Origin of the sequence: Halomonas sp. HG01, from assembly GCF_000968715.2 — a bacterium.
GTDB lineage: Bacteria > Pseudomonadota > Gammaproteobacteria > Pseudomonadales > Halomonadaceae > Halomonas > Halomonas halophila.
In genome coordinates, this window is record NZ_CP022134.1 from 548,757 (window position 1) to 566,636 (window position 17,880).

General features: G+C 71.2%; 14 protein-coding genes. 5 read left to right on the forward strand and 9 right to left on the reverse strand.

Going from position 1 to position 17,880, the window contains the following annotated elements; genetic code table 11:
- Positions 1-3: 3 nt before the first annotated feature.
- Positions 4-867 (reverse strand): MurR/RpiR family transcriptional regulator, encoded by an 864-nt coding sequence (locus UN84_RS02495; RefSeq protein ID WP_046079261.1) that lies wholly within the window; start codon positions 865-867, stop codon positions 4-6.
- A 229-nt stretch (positions 868-1,096) separates the two neighbouring features.
- Between UN84_RS02495 and zwf the strand changes: the two genes are divergently transcribed.
- The 4 genes from zwf to UN84_RS02515 all read left to right on the forward strand — a co-directional run bounded on the left by zwf (position 1,097) and on the right by UN84_RS02515 (position 4,722).
- A complete protein-coding gene (gene zwf, locus UN84_RS02500) occupies positions 1,097-2,605 on the forward strand; it encodes a glucose-6-phosphate dehydrogenase (protein WP_046079260.1) in 1,509 nt (502 codons plus the stop codon).
- 26 nt (positions 2,606-2,631) lie between these two features.
- Positions 2,632-3,297: a 6-phosphogluconolactonase gene (gene pgl, locus UN84_RS02505; protein WP_046079259.1), complete on the forward strand. Its 666-nt coding sequence runs from the start codon at positions 2,632-2,634 to the stop codon at positions 3,295-3,297.
- Between the two features lie 29 nt (positions 3,298-3,326).
- The gene (locus UN84_RS02510; RefSeq protein ID WP_026068526.1) at positions 3,327-3,989 is read left to right on the forward strand and encodes a bifunctional 4-hydroxy-2-oxoglutarate aldolase/2-dehydro-3-deoxy-phosphogluconate aldolase; all 663 of its coding nucleotides are present in this window, start codon (positions 3,327-3,329) and stop codon (positions 3,987-3,989) included.
- 289 nt (positions 3,990-4,278) lie between these two features.
- On the forward strand, positions 4,279-4,722 hold the full coding sequence (locus tag UN84_RS02515; RefSeq protein WP_046079258.1) for a hypothetical protein: 444 nt from the start codon (positions 4,279-4,281) through the stop codon (positions 4,720-4,722).
- 74 nt (positions 4,723-4,796) lie between these two features.
- Here the strand turns inward: UN84_RS02515 and UN84_RS02520 are convergent, their stop codons facing one another.
- Genes UN84_RS02520 through ptsP form a run of 3 tightly spaced genes read right to left on the reverse strand, consistent with a single transcriptional unit; the run spans position 4,797 to position 10,413 of the window.
- Positions 4,797-6,551: a PTS fructose-like transporter subunit IIB gene (locus UN84_RS02520; RefSeq protein ID WP_046079257.1), complete on the reverse strand. Its 1,755-nt coding sequence runs from the start codon at positions 6,549-6,551 to the stop codon at positions 4,797-4,799.
- Positions 6,548-7,522: a 1-phosphofructokinase gene (gene pfkB, locus UN84_RS02525; RefSeq protein WP_046079256.1), complete on the reverse strand. Its 975-nt coding sequence runs from the start codon at positions 7,520-7,522 to the stop codon at positions 6,548-6,550. Before pfkB ends, UN84_RS02520 begins: the two co-directional genes overlap by 4 nt.
- Positions 7,522-10,413, reverse strand: a complete 2,892-nt coding sequence (gene ptsP / locus UN84_RS02530) for a phosphoenolpyruvate--protein phosphotransferase (RefSeq protein ID WP_107182234.1) — start codon at positions 10,411-10,413, stop codon at positions 7,522-7,524. The genes pfkB and ptsP overlap by 1 nt, the downstream gene beginning before the upstream one ends.
- 216 nt (positions 10,414-10,629) lie before the next feature.
- On the opposite strand from ptsP, the gene cra reads away from it, so the two are divergent.
- On the forward strand, positions 10,630-11,637 hold the full coding sequence (gene cra / locus UN84_RS02535) for a catabolite repressor/activator (RefSeq protein WP_046079253.1): 1,008 nt from the start codon (positions 10,630-10,632) through the stop codon (positions 11,635-11,637).
- A 16-nt stretch (positions 11,638-11,653) separates the two neighbouring features.
- Here the strand turns inward: cra and UN84_RS02540 are convergent, their stop codons facing one another.
- From UN84_RS02540 to edd, 5 genes are all read right to left on the reverse strand, one after another.
- Positions 11,654-12,610: a carbohydrate kinase family protein gene (locus tag UN84_RS02540; protein ID WP_046079252.1), complete on the reverse strand. Its 957-nt coding sequence runs from the start codon at positions 12,608-12,610 to the stop codon at positions 11,654-11,656.
- Positions 12,611-12,641: 31 nt separating this feature from the next.
- The gene (locus UN84_RS02545) at positions 12,642-13,517 is read right to left on the reverse strand and encodes an aldo/keto reductase (RefSeq protein WP_046079251.1); all 876 of its coding nucleotides are present in this window, start codon (positions 13,515-13,517) and stop codon (positions 12,642-12,644) included.
- Entirely contained in the window at positions 13,514-14,578 is a 1,065-nt protein-coding gene (locus UN84_RS02550) for an aldose epimerase family protein (protein ID WP_046079250.1), read from the reverse strand. The genes UN84_RS02545 and UN84_RS02550 overlap by 4 nt, the downstream gene beginning before the upstream one ends.
- 42 nt (positions 14,579-14,620) lie before the next feature.
- Positions 14,621-15,589 carry a glucokinase gene (gene glk, locus UN84_RS02555; RefSeq protein WP_046079249.1) on the reverse strand — a complete coding sequence of 323 codons (969 nt, stop codon included), beginning with the start codon at positions 15,587-15,589 and terminating at the stop codon, positions 14,621-14,623.
- 202 nt (positions 15,590-15,791) lie between these two features.
- Positions 15,792-17,678: a phosphogluconate dehydratase gene (gene edd / locus UN84_RS02560; protein WP_046079248.1), complete on the reverse strand. Its 1,887-nt coding sequence runs from the start codon at positions 17,676-17,678 to the stop codon at positions 15,792-15,794.
- Positions 17,679-17,880: the final 202 nt, after the last annotated feature.

The following is a 17,880-nucleotide window of genomic DNA, read 5'->3' on the forward strand; positions in this document are numbered from 1 at the left end:
CTCTCAGCCTGCGTCGCCCATCGGATAGCGGGTCTCGCGCAGGCTGTCCTTGATCTTCTTCAGATGGGGCAGGAAGTCCTCGCCGCGGCGCAGGGTCACGCCGGTGGCCAGCACGTCGATCAGCGCCAGCTGGATCATGCGCGAGGTCATCGGCATGTAGTGGTCGGTGTCCTCCGGCGCCGAGACCGCCAGGGTCTCGGTGCACTCGTCGGCCAGCGGCGAGTCCGGCGCGGTGATACCCAGCACCACGGCGCCGTTGTTGCGTGCGAGCTGGGCGATGTCGACCAGCTCGCGGGTGCGCCCGGTGTAGGACAGGATCACCACCACGTCGCCGGTGTGGCAGGCGGCGGCGATCATGCGCTGCATCAGCACGTCGATATAGGCCGACACCGGGATGTTGAAGCGGAAGAACTTGTGCTGGGCGTCCTGGGCCACGGCGCCCGAGGCGCCCAGTCCGAAGAAGTGCAGCTGCTTGGCCTGGGTCAGATAGTCGACCACGCGCTCGACCCGGGCCGGGTCGATCTCGCGTCGGGCGACGTCCAGGGCGGCGATGGTGGCGCCGAAGATCTTGCCGGTGTACTCGCCCGCCGCGTCGCCGGGTTCCACCGCCTGGCTGACATAGGGCGTGCCGCCGGCCAGACTCTGTGCCAGCTTGATCTTGAAGTCCGGATAGCCCTTGGCGTCGAAGCTGCGGCAGAAGCGGTTGACCGTGGGCTCGCTGACCGAGGCCGCATGGGCCAGGCTGGCGATGCTCATGCTGGTGGCGGCGGTCGGGTCGGCGAGGATGACGTCGGCGACCTTGCGTTCGGATCGGTTGAGCTCATCGAGGCGACGGCGAATGCGGTCCAGCAGATCGTGACTGACCATGCGCGGGGGAGTCTCCGTGAGGCGGTTGCGGCGTCGTTCGCCGCCGGTGTGTCGATATGATGTGGTGATTTAACTACATTATGTCCACTATCCTAGCGCGCGCGGGCGGGTAACGGCCAGCCGTGACCGCTCGGACCTCTCCATATTTAGTAGTAAATTTACAGAAGTTTTTGGAGATGGTCGGCGCAATAGGCTATTATTTTGTTAATTTAACCAGATGAGGGTGGTCATGAGCCAACACAAGCGGCCCCAGGAAGGACGCTCCTTCGGCGACCTCGGCACGGCAATCGATCTGGCCCTGTTCGGCGCGCTGGGCGATCTGGCCCAGCGCAAGCTCTTCCCGGCGCTCTTCCACCTGGAGCGCGAGGGGCTGCTCGATCCTTCCACGCGACTGTTGGGGCTGGCCCGACAGGAACTGGATGTCGACGCCTTCAAGGCGCGGGTCGAGAAGTCCTTGAAGACCTACGTCAAGGCCGAGGAACTCGATCGCGAGGTGCTGGGACGCTTCATGGCACGGCTCGACTTCCTGCAGCTCGACTTCACCCAGCCCGAAGGTTACGCCGCCATCCGCGAGTGGCGCCAGGGCGCCGAGCAGCCGATGGTGGTCTACCTGTCGGTGGGCGCCAAGATCTATGGCGACATCTGCCGCAACCTGGACGCCAGCGGCAGCCTCGACGCCTCGAGCCGCGTGGTGGTGGAGAAGCCGATCGGCTACGACCTGGAATCCTCGGCCGAGGTCAACGATGCCATCGGTTCGGTGTTTCCCGAGTCGAGCATCTACCGCATCGACCACTATCTGGGCAAGGAAACGGTCCAGAACCTGATCGCGCTGCGCTTCGCCAACCCGCTGTTCGGCACCCAGTGGAACCAGAACCATATCTCCCACGTGGAGATCACGGTGGCCGAGAAGGTCGGCATCGAGGGGCGCTGGGGCTACTTCGACGAGGCCGGCCAGCTGCGCGACATGGTGCAGAACCACCTGCTGCAGCTGGTCTGCCTGATCGCCATGGACCCGCCGGCCAACCTTGACGCCGACGCCATCCGCGACGAGAAGGTCAAGGTGCTCAAGGCGCTCAAGCCGTTCACCGACGAGATGCTGGGGCGCGACGTGGTCCGTGGCCAGTACATCGGCGGCACCATCGACGGCCAGACCGTGCCGGGCTACCTCGACGAGGAAGGCGCCAACACCTCGAGCCACACCGAGACCTTCGTGGCCATGAAGACCGAGGTGGCCAACTGGCGCTGGGCGGGCGTGCCGTTCTACATCCGCACCGGCAAGCGCATGCCGGCCAAGATGTCGCAGATCGTCATCCACTTCCGTCAGCAGCCGCACTACATCTTCGATCCGGACCAGCGCGACCTGGCCGCCAACAAGCTGGTGATCCGGCTGCAGCCGGAGGAGGGCATCGCGCTGGAGGTGCTGACCAAGGACAGCGGCCTGGACAAGGGCATGCGTCTGCGCCGCGGCCCGCTGCACCTGGACTTCAACAGTGCCTTCCCCAAGGCGCGGATTCCGGACGCCTACGAGCGTCTGCTGCTCGAGGTGATGAAGGGCCAGCAGTACCTGTTCGTGCGCCGCGACGAGGTCGAGCATGCCTGGCAGTGGTGCGACAGCCTGATCGAGGCCTGGAACGACCGCGCCGAGGCACCGCGCCGCTATCCGGCCGGCTCCTGGGGCCCGGTGGCCTCCATCGCCATGATCACCCAGGACGGCCGCAGCTGGTATGAAGACTACTGAGACCGGCAGGAACGAGGACGATTGAGATGAGCCAATCCCGTGAGCAACTGGCCCGGCAGCTCGCCGAGGCCGTGGCCGAGGCCCTTCGGGCCGACCTGGCCGAGCGCGAGCGCGCCCTGCTGGTGGTGTCCGGCGGCTCCACCCCGGTGCCGTTCTTCGAGGCCCTGGCCGCCATGGACCTGCCCTGGTCCCGGGTCGACGTGACCCTGGCCGACGAGCGCTGGGTCGCCGAGGACGCCGACGACAGCAACGCCCGCCTGGTGCGCGCCCACCTGATGCAGGGGCCGGCCGCCGCGGCCACCTTCGTGCCGCTGACCAGCGCCGCCGCCACGCCCGAGGAGGGCGTGACCGAGGTCAGCGAGCGCCTCGCGGCGCTGACCTGGCCGGCCAGCGTGGTGATCCTGGGCATGGGCGGCGACGGTCACACCGCCTCGCTGTTCCCGGACAGCCAGGAGCTCGGCCTGGCGTTGTCCACCGCCGATTCGGTGGTGGCGGTGCGCACGCCGAGCCAGCCCCAGCCGCGCATCACCCTGAGCGCCGATCGGTTGCACCGCTGCCCGCGTCACTTCCTGCACATCACCGGCGAGGAGAAGCGCACGGTGCTCGGCCGTGCCCTGGCCGGCGACGACACCCGGGCGCTGCCGATCCGCGCCTTCCTGGCCGGCCCGCTCGGCATCTACTGGGCGCCCTGAGCCCCGGACCCTTTTCTGGAGCCATGACCATGACCATCGACAAACAGCTGCCTTCCACCCGCACCACCGAGATCGACAGCATCTGCCTCAAGGCCGAGGTGATCCCGGTGCTCGCCATCCAGCGTGTGGAAGATGCCGTGCCGCTGGCCACCGCCCTGGTCGAAGGCGGCCTCAGCGTGCTCGAGGTGACCCTGCGCACCGACTGCGCGCTGGAGGCCACCCGCCGCATCAAGGAAGCGCTGCCTCAGGCCAGCGTCGGCATCGGTACCGTGCTGACCCCGGCGCAGTATCGCCAGGCCGAGCAGGTCGGCGCCGACTTCGTAGTGACCCCGGGCACCACCGAGGCGCTCTATCGCTACGGCGTGGAAAGCCCGGTGCCGATGCTGCCCGGCGTGGCCACCGTCTCCGAGCTGATGATCGGCTGGCAGTATGGCTATCGCCGCTTCAAGTTCTTCCCCGCCGAGGCCAGCGGCGGCGTCAAGGCGCTCAAGGCCTTCGCCGGTCCGATCCCCGAGGCGCGCTTCTGCCCGACCGGCGGCATCAGCCTGGACAACGCCGGCGACTACCTGTCCCAGCCCAACGTGATGTGCGTGGGCGGTTCCTGGCTGACGCCCAAGTCGCTGGTCGAGGCCGAGGACTGGAACGCCATCCGCCGGCTGGCCCAGGAGGCCGCGGAGCGTTTCCACCACTGATTCTTTCGATCGACCCATCGGGTTCTCTCTCGACAGCCGTTGGCTGTCCTTGCGCCCCGGCCTTCATGGCCGGGGCTTTTTTGTGGCCTGCACCACGGACGATCAGGAGCGGGCGTGCCGCGTCCACGGCGGTGCGCTGCTCGTGCTCCCGGGGTATCGACATACGTCTTGGTCACGTGAAATCAGCGTGATGGAGAAGTTGGAAAAAGTTGGCCCGCTGCTTGCTTGGTCTGGGTGACGTCGCTTGCGTCGCGGCGCCCGTCCCTTCGACAACACGAGGAAGCGACCCATGAACGATATCGCCCCGCTTACCCTGCTCGCCCAGGATCGGCTGACGCTGGCCAGTGGCCTCGAGAGTCGGGATCTCGAGCGCTACCGCCGCCTCGCCCGGGCGCTGGCCAAGCGCCACGCCGACATCAGCCGCGTGGTGGCCGATCTCGGCGCCGAATGCGAGCAGCAGCTCGAGGCCCTGACCGAGGCCGCCGAGCGCATGGAGCTGACCGCCTGCGTCAGCCGCGACGAGACGCCTGCGATTCCCCCGGTCGAGGCCATGGGCATCGACAAGGCGCTGAAGGAGGCGCTGGACGCCGCCGACGAGGCCAGCCGGCTGTCGCGCCTGCTGCTGGACACCAACGCCACGCCGGAGCTCGAGACGGCCCTGTTGTCCTTCGCCCGCCACAAGCAGCAGGAGTGCAGCCAGCTGCGCGAGTGTCTCTCGGTCCACGTGAAGTAGTCGCCTATCGCCCGAACGAGGACGCCCCGGCAGGAAGACCTGCCGGGGCGTCCGTCGTTGGTGGGGGCGTCGCGTCAGGCGCTGGCTTCGACCGCCACCGCCTGGCCGCCGCGCTTGATCGCCGCGTAGCCGAGGCCGGTGATCAGCGAGCCGATGACGATCGCCGCCAGGTATAGCAGCACCGGCGTGATGGCGTTGGGGATCAGCAGCACGAAGATGCCGCCGTGGGGGGCCATCAGCTTGGCGCCGAACAGCATCGATAGCGCGCCGGTCACCGCGCCGCCGACCATGCTGACCGGGATCACCCGCAGCGGGTCCTTGGCGGCGAAGGGAATGGCGCCCTCGCTGATGAAGCAGAAGCCCAGCACGAACGATGCCTTGCCCGCCTCGCGCTCCGGCTCGGAGAACTTCGACTTGGCCACGAAGCTCGAGATGCCCATGCCGATCGCCGGCACCATGCCCGCGGCCATGATCGCCGCCATGGGCGCGTAGGTCTCGGAGGCCAGCAGGCCGACGCCGAAGGTATAGGCGGCCTTGTTCACCGGCCCGCCCATGTCGAAGCACATCATGGCGCCCAGCAGCCCGCCGAGCAGCAGGGCGTTGGTGGAGCCCATGTTCTCGAGGAAGGTGGTCAATCCGGAGAGGATCGCCGCCACCGGCTCGCCGACGATGTAGATCATCACAAGGCCGGTCACCAGGCTCGCCACCAGCGGAATGATCAGGATCGGCTTGAGCGACTCGACGCTGGCCGGCAGCTTGACGTAGCGGGTCACCGCCTTGGCCACGTAGCCGGCCAGGAAGCCGGCCAGGATGCCGCCGATGAAGCCGGCGCCGATCTCGGAGGCCAGCATGCCGCCGATCATGCCCGGGGCGATGCCGGGGCGGTCGGCGATGGAGTAGGCGATGTAGCCGGCCAGCACCGGCACCATCAGCGCGAAGGCCGTGCCGCCCCCGATCTGCATCAGTGCCGCGGGCAGGGTGCCTTCCTCCTGGAAGGCCTCGATGCCGAACACGAACGACAGTGCGATCAGCAGGCCTCCGGCGACCACCATCGGCAGCATGAAGGACACCCCGGTCAGCAGGTGCTTGTAGACGCCGCGCTCCTTCAGGCTCTTCTTGGCCTCGCCGCCGCTCGCGGGCGCGGCGCTGCCGTCTTCCACCGCGGCCTCGGCCAGCGCCGCCTCGATGGTCGGCTTCGGCTGCTTCAGCGCGTTGCCGGTGGAGGTGCGATAGATCCGCTTGCCGGCGAAGCGGGTCGGGTCGACCTCGATGTCGCAGGCCAGGATCACCACCTCGGCGTCACGGATCTCCGCCTCGGTCAGCTGGTCCTGGGCGCCCACCGAGCCCTGGGTCTCGACGCGGATCGGATGGCCCAGCGCCTTGCCGGCCTCGGCCAGGGCCTCCGCCGCCATGAAGGTATGCGCGACCCCGGTGGGGCAGGCGGTGACGGCGACGATCGGCCGGCCGCCGGGCGCGCCGGTCCCGGGTGCCGGCGTGGCATGGGTCTCGCCGCCGGGCACGAAGGCCTCGGCCTCGCGCCGGGCGCGCTCGAGGAAGCCGCCCGGGTCGGGCAGCGCCTGGTCGATGGTCGCGCGGAACAGCGGCTTGCCCTTGAAGCGCTGCGGGTCCGGCACGTGGTCGGCGGCGACGATGACGAGATCGGCGGCTTCGATGGCTTCGGCGGAGACCGGCCGCACCGGCTCCAGCTCGCCGTGCATCTCCACGGTGGTCTGCCAGCCCAGCCGCTCGGCGGCCTGCTCGAGGCGCCGGGCGGCGAGGAAGGTGGTGGCCATGCCGCTGGGGCAGGCGGTGATGAGGATGGCGTTCATGCGAGGGCTCCCCCGGCGTCGTCGCCGCCAAGGCGGTGGACGCGCGTCTGTTGTTGGAGTGACGGGAAATCGGCGGCGCGGGCGTCGCCCACGCCGACATGGCGGACCGCCTCGGCGGACAGCGCGGTGGCCAGGCGCAGTGCCGCGTCGGGCGCGTGCCCTTCGAGCACGCCGTGCAGCAGCGCGGCCAGCAGGGTGTCGCCGGCGCACACGGTGCTGGCCACGGTCATGGCCGGCGGCAGCGCCTGCCAGGCGCCGCGGCGGCTGACCCACAGCACGCCCTCGGCGCCGGCGGAGAGCACCGCCTCCTCGATGCCGGCCGCATGCAGCCGGCGGGCGGCGTCGAGGCGAGCCGCCTCGCTGTCGAGGGGCATGCCGGCCCAGGCGGCGAGCTCCTGCTCGTTGGGCTTGACCGCGGTGGGGCCGGCGGCGATGGCGGCCTCGAGGGCCGGGCCGCTGGTATCGACCCACACCGGCAGGCCGGCGCCGCGCAGCCGCGCGATCAGCTCGGCCAGCGCCTCGGGCGTGACGCCGGGCGGCAGGCTGCCGGCGATCACCACCGCCTCGGGGCAGCGGGCGTCATCGGCGGCCAGTGCCTCGAGGCGGTCGAGCAGGGCCTGCCAGGCGGCCTCGTCGATGGTCGGCCCCGGGCCGTTGACGTCGGTGACCCGGCCGTCGGCCTCGGCCAGCTTGGCGTTGATGCGGGTCTCGCCGGGCACGCGCAGGAAGGCATCCTCGAGCCCCTCGGCCTCGAAGGCGCGCAGGAAGGGGCCGTCGTTGTCGGCGCCGAGGAAGCCCGAGACGCGGACGTCGTGGCCGAGGGCGGAAAGCACCCGGGCCACGTTGACGCCCTTGCCGGCGGCTTCCAGTTGGGTCGCGGTCGTGCGGTTGACCTCGCCGGGCGCCAGCCGCTCCAGCGACACCGAGAGGTCCAGGGCGGGATTCAGGGTCAGGGTCAGCAGGCGAGCCATCAGCGGGCCTCCAGGGCGTCGCGGACCGCCTCGCCGGTGGCCTGGGCCAGCGCCAGCGTGGCCTGGGCGCGGGCCTCTTCGAGGTCGAACTCGCGCAGCCGCGCCTTGACCAGCGGCACCTGGCGGGCGCTGACCGAGAGCTCGTCGACGCCGAGGCCGACCAGCACCGGCACCGCGGTGGCATCACTGGCCAGCTCGCCGCACACCCCGACCCACTTGCCCTCGGCGTGGGCCGCGGCCACGGTCATCTCGATCAGCCTGAGCACCGACGGGTGCAGGCCGTCGGCCTGGGCCGAGAGCTCGGGATGGTCGCGGTCGATGGCCAGGGTGTACTGGGTCAGGTCGTTGGTCCCGACCGAGAAGAAGTCGACCTCGGCGGCCAGGGTCGACGCCAGCAGGGCGCTGGAGGGGACCTCGATCATCACCCCGAGCTGGACGTCGTCGCTGCGCTCGCCGGCGGGGATCTCCTCGAACAGCCGGTCGAGGATGGCGCGGGCGGCGCGGAACTCGGCCACGTCCTTGACCATCGGCAGCATGATGCGCAGCGGCCGGGCGTCGCGTTTCGGCTCGGCCGAGGGCGCGGCGGCCATCAGCAGTGCCTTGAGCTGGGTCTCGAGCACCTCGGGTTTGGTCAACGCCAGGCGAATGCCGCGCAGGCCGAGGAAGGGGTTGCTCTCCTGGGGCACCGGCCAGTAGGGCAGCGGCTTGTCGCCGCCCACGTCCAGGGTGCGGGCCACCAGCGGGCGGCCGTCGAGGGCGTCGAGAGCCTCGCGGTATTCGCCGATCTGGGTCTCAAGGCCGGGCATCTCGGCGTGGGCCATGAACACGAACTCGGTGCGCAGCAGGCCGACGCCCTCGGCGCCGCGCTCCACGGCATCGGCGGCGTGGGCGGTGTTGCCGAGGTTCGAGGCCACCTCGACGCGATGGCCGTCGCGGGTCCGGGCCGGCTCGAAGCGCGCCTCCCAGGCCTCGGCCTCGCGGCGGCGGCGCTCGGCCAGGCGCTGTTCGGCGGCCTGGCGGCGCTCGGCGGCGGGGGCCGGGGTCACGCGGCCGCGTTCGCCGTCGAGGATCAGCTCGGTGCCGCTGGCAAGCGTCAGGATGCGCTCGCCGGCGCCGACCACGGCGGGGATGCCCAGCGCCCGGGCCAGGATGGCGCTGTGGGCGGTGGCGCCGCCGCGGGCGGTCAGCAGGCCGCGCACGCGGCTGGTGTCGAGGCGAGCCACGTCGGACGGGCCGATGTCGTCGGTGACCAGGATGTAGGGATGATCCGGCGGCTCGGGCATCTCGACCCGGCACAGGATGCCCAGCACGCGGCGGCCCACGTCGCGCAGGTCGGCGGCGCGTTCGGCGAGCAGCTTGTCGGCCAGGCGCTCCTGGGCCTGGGCGGCGGTGTCGATGGCCTCCCACCAGGCGGCCTCGGCGGAGGCGCCCTCGTCGATGCCCTCGCGGGCGGCCTGGTGGAGCTCGGGATCGCCGAGCATCTCCTCGTGCATCGACAGGATCTGCGACACCTCGCCGCCGCGGGCCTGGCCGATCAGCGCCTCGAGCTGCTCGCCGCCCTCGCGGATGGCGTCGTCGAGCCGACGGCGCTCGGCGGCGGGGTCGGCGGCGCGGGCCGGGTAGTCGAAGCTCGGTGTGGTCAGCACGAAGGCCGGGGCGATGGCCAGGCCCGGCGAGGCGGCCACCGCGGGGTGGGCGACGTCGTCGGCCAGCGGCTCCAGCGCCGGGGCATCCTCGGGCTCTGTCGCCACCGGCTCGCGATAGGCGTCGAAGGGCTCGACGTGTTCGCCGAGGCCGTCTTCCACGGCCCGGCAGACGGCGTCCAGCGCGGCCTCGGCGCCGTCGCCCTCGGCGGTGAAGATCAGCTGCTGGCCGCGGCGGGCGCCGAGGTTGATGACCTTGGTCAGGCTGGCGGCCGAGACGGCCTCGCTGCCGCCCTCGGCCAAGCGCACGCGCACCGCGATGCCCTGGGCGCGGGCGACCTGGATCAGCTGCTTGGCCGGGCGGGCGTGCAGGCCGTGGGCGTTGAGCACCGTGACCAGGCGCTGGCGGGCGGCGGCGGATTCGCCGGCCAGCCGCGCCAGCAGGGCGTCGGCGTCGAGGCGGTGCAGGGTCTCGGGGGCGTCGCTCTCGAGCAGTGCGAGGATGCGCTCGAGCAGGCCGCGGTGGGCCTGGCCCTGGGCCGCGAGGCAGAACACGCCCTGTACCGGGGCGCCGTCGGCCTGCAGCGGCTCGGCCGGGGTGGCCAGCGCCAGCGCCGGCACGCCGACGCCGCGCTCGCTGGTCACCAGCCACAGGCCGCGGCCCAGGGCGCGCGGGGCGGTCTCGGCCACGGCGGCGACGAAGGCGGCGTCGACGCACTCGGCCTGGCGCAGGCGGGCGGCGCCGGCCAGCGCCAGCTCGCCATGGTCGCGGGCGGGGAAGCCCAGGCACAGGGTGTCGGCGTCCAGCCGGGCCTCGACCACCGCCTTGGACAGTAGCTCGGCGATCTCGGCGGCGCGCTCGGCGCCGGCCAGGCGTTTGGCGATGTCGTCCTGATCCAGCACGTGGGTCAGCTGGCGCAGGATGTCGAGGTGCTCGTCGCTCTGGGCGGCGATGGTCACCAGCACGTGGACGCGCTGGCCGTCGTGCCACTCGATGCCCTCGGGGAACTGCAGCACGCGCACGCCGGTGGCGCGCACGTGCTCGCGGCTCTCCGGGGTGCCGTGGGGAATGGCGATGGCGTTGCCGAGGAAGGTCGAGGACTGGGCCTCCCGGGCATGGAGGCCGTCGCGATACTCGGGGGCGACCAGGCCGGCGGCGTGCAGCGATTCGGCGGCCTGATCCAGCGCGTCGCGCCAGTGCTCGGCGCGACAGCCGAGCAGGACGTCATCCTGGCGTAGGGTCAACATCGATGTCTCCGGTTCGTCGGGAGCGACGCCGGGCCATTCCATGGTTCCCGGGGCGTTGCGGTGGCTTGTGCGGGCAAGGTGAATCGTGTCACCTTCGATGACACGAATGCTGGAACGCTTCATCCGGCTTGGCAAGTCCAGATGTCTACGACTTTGGCAGGGGATGGTGGCGCGGCACTCCCGCGTAGAATGCCTCGTCCAGTCTAGGGGGAATCCATGACGCTCGCGGAAATCGCTCGTCTGGCCGGCGTGTCACGCACCACGGCCAGCTATGTCATCAACGGCCAGGCCGAGAAACGGCGCATCAGCCAGGACACCGTCGACCGGGTGATGGCGGTGGTCGAACACCATCGCTATCGGGTCGATCCCCAGGCGGCCGCGCTGCGCCGCGGCTCCAGCCGAACCCTGGGGCTGATCGTGCCGGACCTGGAGAACGTGACCTACGCGCGGCTGGCCAAGCGGCTGGAGCGCGGCGCCCGGGAGGCGGGCTACCAGCTGCTCATCGCCGGCTCCGACGACCGGCCGGAGGTCGAGCGCGACCTGGCGCTGGCGCTGCGCGCGCGGCGCTGCGAGGTGCTGATCACCGCCAGTAGCCTGCCCATGGACGATCCCTTCTACGCCGAGCTGCAGGCCGAGGGGCTGCCGGTGGTGGCCGTCGACCGCGGCTTCGACGCCGAGCGCTTCGCCAGCGTGGTCAGCAACGACGCCGAGGCCGCCGAGCGGCTCGCCGCCTCGGTGCTGTCGCCCGAGACGTCGCGGGCGGTGTGGCTGGATGCGGTGCCTTGGCTGTCGATCACCCGGGAGCGGCGTGGCGGCTTCCAGCGGGCCCTGGCGGGCCGCGAGGCGGCGGCCCTCATCCTCTCCGGCGAGCGCTACGACCGCGCCGAGGGCGCCCGGCTGATGCGCCGGGTGCTCGACGAGCACGGCCTGCCGGAGGCGCTGGTCACGGCCTCCTATTCGCTGTTCGACGGCGTGCTCGACACCCTGCTCGAGGCTGGCGGGCTGCCGGACTCGCTGCGCCTGGCGACCTTCGGCGACAGCCGGCTGCTGGAGTTCCTGCCGGTGGCGGTCAACTCCGCCGAGCAGGACCACGACCGCATGGCCGAGGCGACGCTGGAGAGCGCGCTGGCGGCCGCCCGAGGCGAGGGGGCCCCGGGCCGGCGGGCGGTGCCGCGGCGGATGCGCTGGCGCGCGGGAGAAGCGGGGGAGAGCGCCGCCTCCTGAGGAGGCGGCGACGCGATCAGGCCGAGGCGAGGTCGTCCCGGGTCGGCAGGGCAACATAGCTGCCCGGGCGGGTGACGGCGTGAGCGCCGCAGCGGCAGGCGAAGGCCAGCGCGCTTTCCAGGCGTTCGTTGTCCTGGTGCCAGCCCTCGGCGAAGCCCTGCTCGGACAGTGCGGCCAGCAGCCCGCCGATAAAGGCGTCTCCTCCTGCCGTGGTATCGACGGGAGCGACCTTCGGCGGGGTGACCGCGAGCGTCTGCTCCGCGCTCAGGGCGCGCACCGGGCCGCCGCCGTCGGTGATCACCGCGAGCTTGACCCCGGCCGCCAGGCGCTCGGCCAGCCAGTCGTCCTCGGGATGATCGCCGCGCAGGTCGTCGACCTCCTCGCGGGACAGCTTGAGCAGGTCGGCGCTGTCGAGCAGCCGGGTGACCAGGGCGCTGTCGGCGTGGCCCTCGGCCCAGAGGTTGTGGCGCAGGTTGGCGTCGACGCTGACCAGGCAGCCGGCCCGGGCCGCCATCTCGGCCATCGCCAGGGTGGTCTCGGCGATCTCCGGGTCGGTCAGGCTGTTGCTGCACAGGTGCAGGATCGCCGGTTCGGCGAACACGCCGGCCGGCAGGTGCTCCAGGCGATAGAGCAGGTCGGCGGCGGGCGGCCGGTAGAAGTCGAAGGTGCGTTCGCCCTCGGCGTCGCGGGAGACGAAGGCCAGCGCGGTGCGCGCCTCGCGGGTGCGCGTCACGCCGGAGACGTCGACGCCCTGGGCGGAGAGCTCGGCGGCGAGGAAGTCGCCGAAGTGGTCGTCGCCGAGCATGCCGAGGAAGCGGCTGGGCACGCCGAGCCGGGCGCAGGCCACGGCGACGTTGGCCGGAGCGCCGCCGGCGTAGGGCGTGAAGGTCTCAGGCGTGCGGTCGTCGGCGTCGCCCAGGCGGCTGGAGAGCATGTCGACGAGGGCTTCACCGAAGGCGATAACGGGCAGCATGGTAAGGATCCTTGTGATGAAGGGGGCGGGCTCAGGCCACCTCGTGACCGCGGACGGCCTCGAGCAGGGCGAACCAGGCCGGACGCGACAGCTCGAGCGAGGCGTCCCGGTACAGCGTCTCGATGCGCTCGGGCTTGAGGCTGCCGATCACCGGCAGTGGCCGCCCGGGCAGGGCGCGCAGCCAGGCCAGGGCCAGTCCGGCGGGGCTGACGCCGTGGGCCTCGGCCTGGGAACGCAGCAGCGCGGCCGCCGGGCCGTCCAGCGCTCGGCCGCCGCCCAGCGGCGACCAGGCCATGGGGGCCTGGCCGTCGCCGATCACGGCATCGTAGAGGCCGTTGAACAGCGGCGCGCTATGGTCGAGCGACAGCTGCAGCTGGTGGGCCGACAGGCGACCGTGCATGCCGGCCTGCAGCCGGCGCCAGGCCTCCGGCAGGAAGTTGGAGACGCCGGCGGCGCCGATCTTGCCGGCCGCGATGGCGTCGTCCAGGGCGCGACCGGTGGCCTCGGCGTCCATCAGCGGGTCGGGGCGATGCAGCAGGAAGTGGTCCAGCCGCTCCACGCCCAGCCGCTCGAGGGAGGCGTCGATGGCCCGGGTCACGTAGGCCGGCGAGCTGTCGTAGTGCTTGACGGCGAACGTCGAGCCGTCGCGCTCGGGCGTGACGATATCGGTCTTGGTCACCACCCGCACTTGGCGGGTGAGCCCAGGGCGGGCGCGCAGCGCGTCGCCGAACAGGCGCTCGCCGGCGCGGTCGCCGTAGATGTCGGCATGGTCGAACCAGGTCAGGCCCTGATCGAGGCGCGCCTCGATCCAGTCGGCCAGTTGTTCGGCGGCGTGCAGCTCCGGCGCCTGGTGCAGGTTCATCATGCCCAGGGCGAAGGGTGCCTCGAAGGTCGCGGCGTGGCTCATGCGTCGGTCTCGAGCGAGAGGGTGGTGCCCAGCAGGTGCTGGGCGCCGGGCACCAGCCACACCGGGTCGAGCCGGGTGTTGGCCGACTCGACGCACAGGAAGTGGCCGGCCGCGGCGGCGGAGGTATCGGCCGGGCGTTCGTCGCCGGGATGCCAGATCACCGCGGAGTCGCTGCCCTGGCGGGCGATGCGCAGGCGGCGGTGGCCGTCGTCCAGCGTCAGCTCGGCGTTGGTGTGGTAGATGCGGTCGAGGCCGCCGCGCACGCCCAGCTCGCCCTGCTGCTCGCGCTCGGCGAAGTCGGCGAGCTTGTCCAGGTAGCGGGCGCCGGCCAGCCCCTCGACGCGGCAGGCCTGCACGTCGGCCACCGCCAGATAGCTGTGCAGGGCGCCGGTGATCTTGACCGGGGTCTCGCCGCGGTGCTCGGTGATCAGCTCCACGTGCAGGCGATTGGCGTTGGCCTGGATCACCGCCCGCGGCACCAGCTGGGAGTGCAGTCGCTCCAGCGGCGAGAGGTGCAGCTCGACGCCTTCCTCGTGCTCGTCCACGGCGTCGAGGCGCCAGTCGGCCTTGCGCGCCGGGCCGTGCATCGGGCCGGAACGGTCCTCGGACTCGTCGGCGGTGTTCTCGTCGGCAAACCACGGCCAGCACAGCGGAATGCCGCCGCGGATGGCCCCGGGCAGCGCCTGGGGCGTGGGCGTGACCCACAGCCAGCCGCCGGCCACCAGGGCTTCCTCGTCTTCGCCGCTCGTAGCGTCCGGCGATGCGGAAGCGCCTGCGGCTTGCGCGTCGTCGGGCGCATTAGAAGTCGAGCCTTCAGCGGTCGCGTCTTCGGGCGACATAGGAGTGCCCGCGGCTCGCGCGGTTTCGGGCGCCGCAGAAGGCGAGCCTTCAGCGCGCGCGTCTTCGGGCGCGGGTAAAAAGTGAAGCACCTGGGCGCCCTGAAGCGACACCACGAGCTCACCCCAGGCCTCATTGGCCAGCCACACCTCGCGGCCGGCCCATTCGGTGCGGCGCTGTCCGTCGGTGGCGTCCAGCAGGGCGCGCAGGGATGCGGGAATCATGCGATCTCCTCCATACGGGCCGATCGACGCCTCTGCGTCGAGCTATTCGACCTCTTCATTGTGCAGGGCCTCGGCGGCGCCCAGCAGTCCCGTCCAGGGCGCGGTGACCACCTGGACCGGAATGTCGGCGTTGTAGCCGTTCATGCGGCCCTTGTCGGCGAAGGCCTCGCGGAAGCGGCTCTGCGGCAGCCAGTCGAGCAGCCGCGGCAGGATGCCGCCGCACAGGTAGACCCCGCCCCGGGCTCCGAGGGTGAGCGCGGCGTCGCCGCTGACGTCGCCGAGGATCTTCAGAAAGCGCAGCAGGGTATCACGCGCCACGGCGTCTCCGCTCGCGGCCGCCTCGGTGACCTCGGCGGGTGAGTCGCAGGCCGGGTTGGCGCCCTTCAGCGAGCAGTGGGCCAGATAGAGGTCGAGCAGTCCCTGGCCGCACAGCAGCCGTTCCACGGAGATGCGGCCGTAGCGGTTGCGGAAGTGGCGCAGCAGGTTCTGCTCGCGCTCGTCGGTGGGCGCGAAGGTCACGTGGCCGCCCTCGGTGGGCAGCGGAATCCAGGCGTGACGACCGGGGAAGACGCCGGCCACGCCGAGCCCGGTGCCGGGGCCGATCACCAGCCGGGCGGCGTGGGGCACTGCCTCGCCGGGCTGCACCTCGACCAGCTCGTCCTCGGCCACGTGGGGCACGCCCAGGGCCTGGGCGGTGAAGTCGTTGATCGGCTTGAACAGCTCGAGCCCCAAGGCGTCCTTCACCTCGGCGCGGGTGAATGACCAGGGATTGTTGGTCATCTTGATCCGCTCGCCGTGGGTCGGGCAAGCGAAGGCCAGGCAGGCCTCGCGCGGGGCGTCGTCGCCCGTGGCGCTGACCCGTTCCAGGTAGTCGCGTATGGCCTCGACCAGGCCGGGGTAGTCGGCGCAGGGCAGGCTCAGGATGTCGTGGGGCTCGAAGCCCCCCGGGGTCACCAGGGCGAAGCGGGCGTTGGTGCCCCCGATATCGCCGATCAGTGCGGGTCGGGTCATCTTTAATTTGTCCCTTCTGGCCGTCAGGGCTGTTGCAGATGGTGAATCGCTCGCAGCTGCTCCGGCGACAGGTCTACGAGGGGGCGCTGTGAACCCCTCCCTGGGCGCTACCGACGCCATCCATGGCGTAGGGCCCCCTCTACGACCAGTCCCCGGCGCTTCTCGCTATGCGCAACGGCGATATCGCTGCTCTGGCAGCTCCTCAGGCGTCCTCGTCGTGGATCTGGCCGGCCTGGCGGGCCAGGTCGTCGGCCTCGAAGCCGCCAAACACCCCGGCGCCTTCCTCGCCGCGCATGGCCAGGTGGCGGAAGCCGCCGAACAGCTCGCGGCCCAGGCCGACGTGGTAGTGGTCCAGCTCGGCCACGCGCTGCTCGCGGTCGGCCCAGGTCGCGGCGTCGACCTTGGCCTCGAGGGTGCCGGCGTTGGCGTCGAGGCGCACGATATCACCATCGCGCAGCCTGGACAGCGGGCCGCCGTCCAGCGCCTCGGGGCTGATGTGGATGGCGGCCGGGACCTTGCCGGAGGCGCCGGACATGCGCCCGTCGGTGACCAGCGCCACCTTGTGGCCGCGGTCCTGGAGCACGCCGAGGAAGGGGGTCAGCTTGTGCAGTTCCGGCATGCCGTTGGCCTTGGGGCCCTGGAAACGCACCACGGCGACCACGTCGCGGTCCAGCTCGCCGGCGTCGAAGGCCGCCTTGAGTTCGTTCTGATCCTCGAAGATGCGCGCCGGGGCCTCGATCAGGCGATGCTCTTCCTGCACCGCGGAGACCTTGATCACGCCGCGGCCCAGGTTGCCGTCGAGCACGGTGAGGCCGCCGGTGGGCGCGAAGGGCTCGGCCACGCCGCGCAGGACCTCGGTGTCGAGGCTGGCCTCGGGGCCCTCGCGCCACACCAGCTTGCCGTCTTCCAGGAACGGCTCCTGGGTGTAGGCGGTCATGTCGGTGCCGAAGGCGGTGGGGATGTCGCTGTGGATCAGGCCGGCATTGATCAGCTCGCGGAACAGGTAGCTCATGCCGCCGGCGGCCTGGAAGTGGTTGATGTCCGCCTGGCCGTTGGGGTAGACCTTCATCAGGCTCGGCGTCACCGCGGAGAGGTCGGTGAAGTCGTCCCAGGTCAGGGTGATGCCGGCCGCGGCGGCCATGGCCACCAGGTGCATGGTGTGGTTGGTGGAGCCGCCGGAGGCCAGCAGGCCGACCACGGCGTTGACGATGGCGCGCTCGTCGATCTGCTGATAGAAGGGGCGGTAGCTGCCGCCGGGCTCGGTGTTGCGGATCGCCTGCTCGGTGGCGAAGCGGGTCAGCGCCTCGCGCATCTCGGTGCCCGGGTTGACGAAGGAGGTGCCCGGCAGGTGCAGGCCCATCATCTCCATCATCAGCTGGTTGGAGTTGGCGGTGCCGTAGAAGGTGCAGGTGCCCGGGCTGTGGTAGGACTCGGACTCCGCCTGCAGCAGGTCCTCGCGGCTGGCCTTGCCCTCGGCGAACAGCTGGCGCACGCGGGCCTTTTCCTTGTTGGGAAGGCCGCTCGGCATGGGGCCGGCGGGCACGAACATGGCCGGCAGGTGGCCGAAGCGCGCCGCGGCGATGAACAGCCCCGGCACGATCTTGTCGCACACGCCCAGATAGAGCGCGGCGTCGAACATGTTGTGCGACAGCCCCACGGCGGTGGCCATGGCGATCACGTCGCGGGAGAACAGCGACAGCTCCATGCCCGGCTGGCCCTGGGTGACGCCGTCGCACATGGCCGGCACGCCGCCGGCGAACTGGGCGGTGGAGCCCATGTCGCGGGCCGCGGCCTTGATGGTCTCGGGGAAGGTCTCGAACGGCTGATGGGCCGAGAGCATGTCATTGTAGGCCGAGATGATGCCCAGGTTCGCCGAGTTCATCAGCTTCAGCGAATCCTTGTCCTGACTGCCGCAGGCGGCGAAGCCGTGGGCCAGGTTGCCGCAGGAGAGCTCGCCGCGGTGGACGCCGCGCCGGTGCTGATCGGCCATGCGCTGCTCGTAGAGGGCGCGGCGCTCGGCGCTGCGCTCACGGATGCGCTGGGTGACCTGCTGGACGGTGGCGTTGAGTGGCGTGGAAGCTTGAGCCATGGAGCACCTCGGCAACGAAAGGGGTGTGATTTCGTAAGTTTAACAAAAGTATCGCCCAAAAGCCGGGGGCGGACCGGGGTATACGGCTATAGTTGTAATTAATTTACCATGACGAGCGTGTGAAGGCGCCCTCGTCGTGAGGGAAAAGACAGGGCGCCCGGCGTGCTGTCAGGATGTCATCTAGGGTAGGTGCTGCGCCGGC

Bases quoted from the DNA above. Each gene is read 5' to 3' on its own strand.
- zwf (WP_046079260.1), top strand. From the start codon at position 1,097: ATGAGCCAACACAAGCGGCCCCAGGAAGGACGCTCCTTCGGCGACCTC.
- UN84_RS02550 (WP_046079250.1), bottom strand. From the start codon at position 14,578: ATGATTCCCGCATCCCTGCGCGCCCTGCTGGACGCCACCGACGGACAG.
- UN84_RS02520 (WP_046079257.1), bottom strand. From the start codon at position 6,551: ATGAACGCCATCCTCATCACCGCCTGCCCCAGCGGCATGGCCACCACC.
- UN84_RS02510 (WP_026068526.1), top strand. From the start codon at position 3,327: ATGACCATCGACAAACAGCTGCCTTCCACCCGCACCACCGAGATCGAC.
- cra (WP_046079253.1), top strand. From the start codon at position 10,630: ATGACGCTCGCGGAAATCGCTCGTCTGGCCGGCGTGTCACGCACCACG.
- pfkB (WP_046079256.1), bottom strand. From the start codon at position 7,522: ATGGCTCGCCTGCTGACCCTGACCCTGAATCCCGCCCTGGACCTCTCG.
- UN84_RS02540 (WP_046079252.1), bottom strand. From the start codon at position 12,610: ATGCTGCCCGTTATCGCCTTCGGTGAAGCCCTCGTCGACATGCTCTCC.
- UN84_RS02545 (WP_046079251.1), bottom strand. From the start codon at position 13,517: ATGAGCCACGCCGCGACCTTCGAGGCACCCTTCGCCCTGGGCATGATG.
- UN84_RS02515 (WP_046079258.1), top strand. From the start codon at position 4,279: ATGAACGATATCGCCCCGCTTACCCTGCTCGCCCAGGATCGGCTGACG.
- edd (WP_046079248.1), bottom strand. From the start codon at position 17,678: ATGGCTCAAGCTTCCACGCCACTCAACGCCACCGTCCAGCAGGTCACC.
- ptsP (WP_107182234.1), bottom strand. From the start codon at position 10,413: ATGTTGACCCTACGCCAGGATGACGTCCTGCTCGGCTGTCGCGCCGAG.
- pgl (WP_046079259.1), top strand. From the start codon at position 2,632: ATGAGCCAATCCCGTGAGCAACTGGCCCGGCAGCTCGCCGAGGCCGTG.
- glk (WP_046079249.1), bottom strand. From the start codon at position 15,589: ATGACCCGACCCGCACTGATCGGCGATATCGGGGGCACCAACGCCCGC.
- UN84_RS02495 (WP_046079261.1), bottom strand. From the start codon at position 867: ATGGTCAGTCACGATCTGCTGGACCGCATTCGCCGTCGCCTCGATGAG.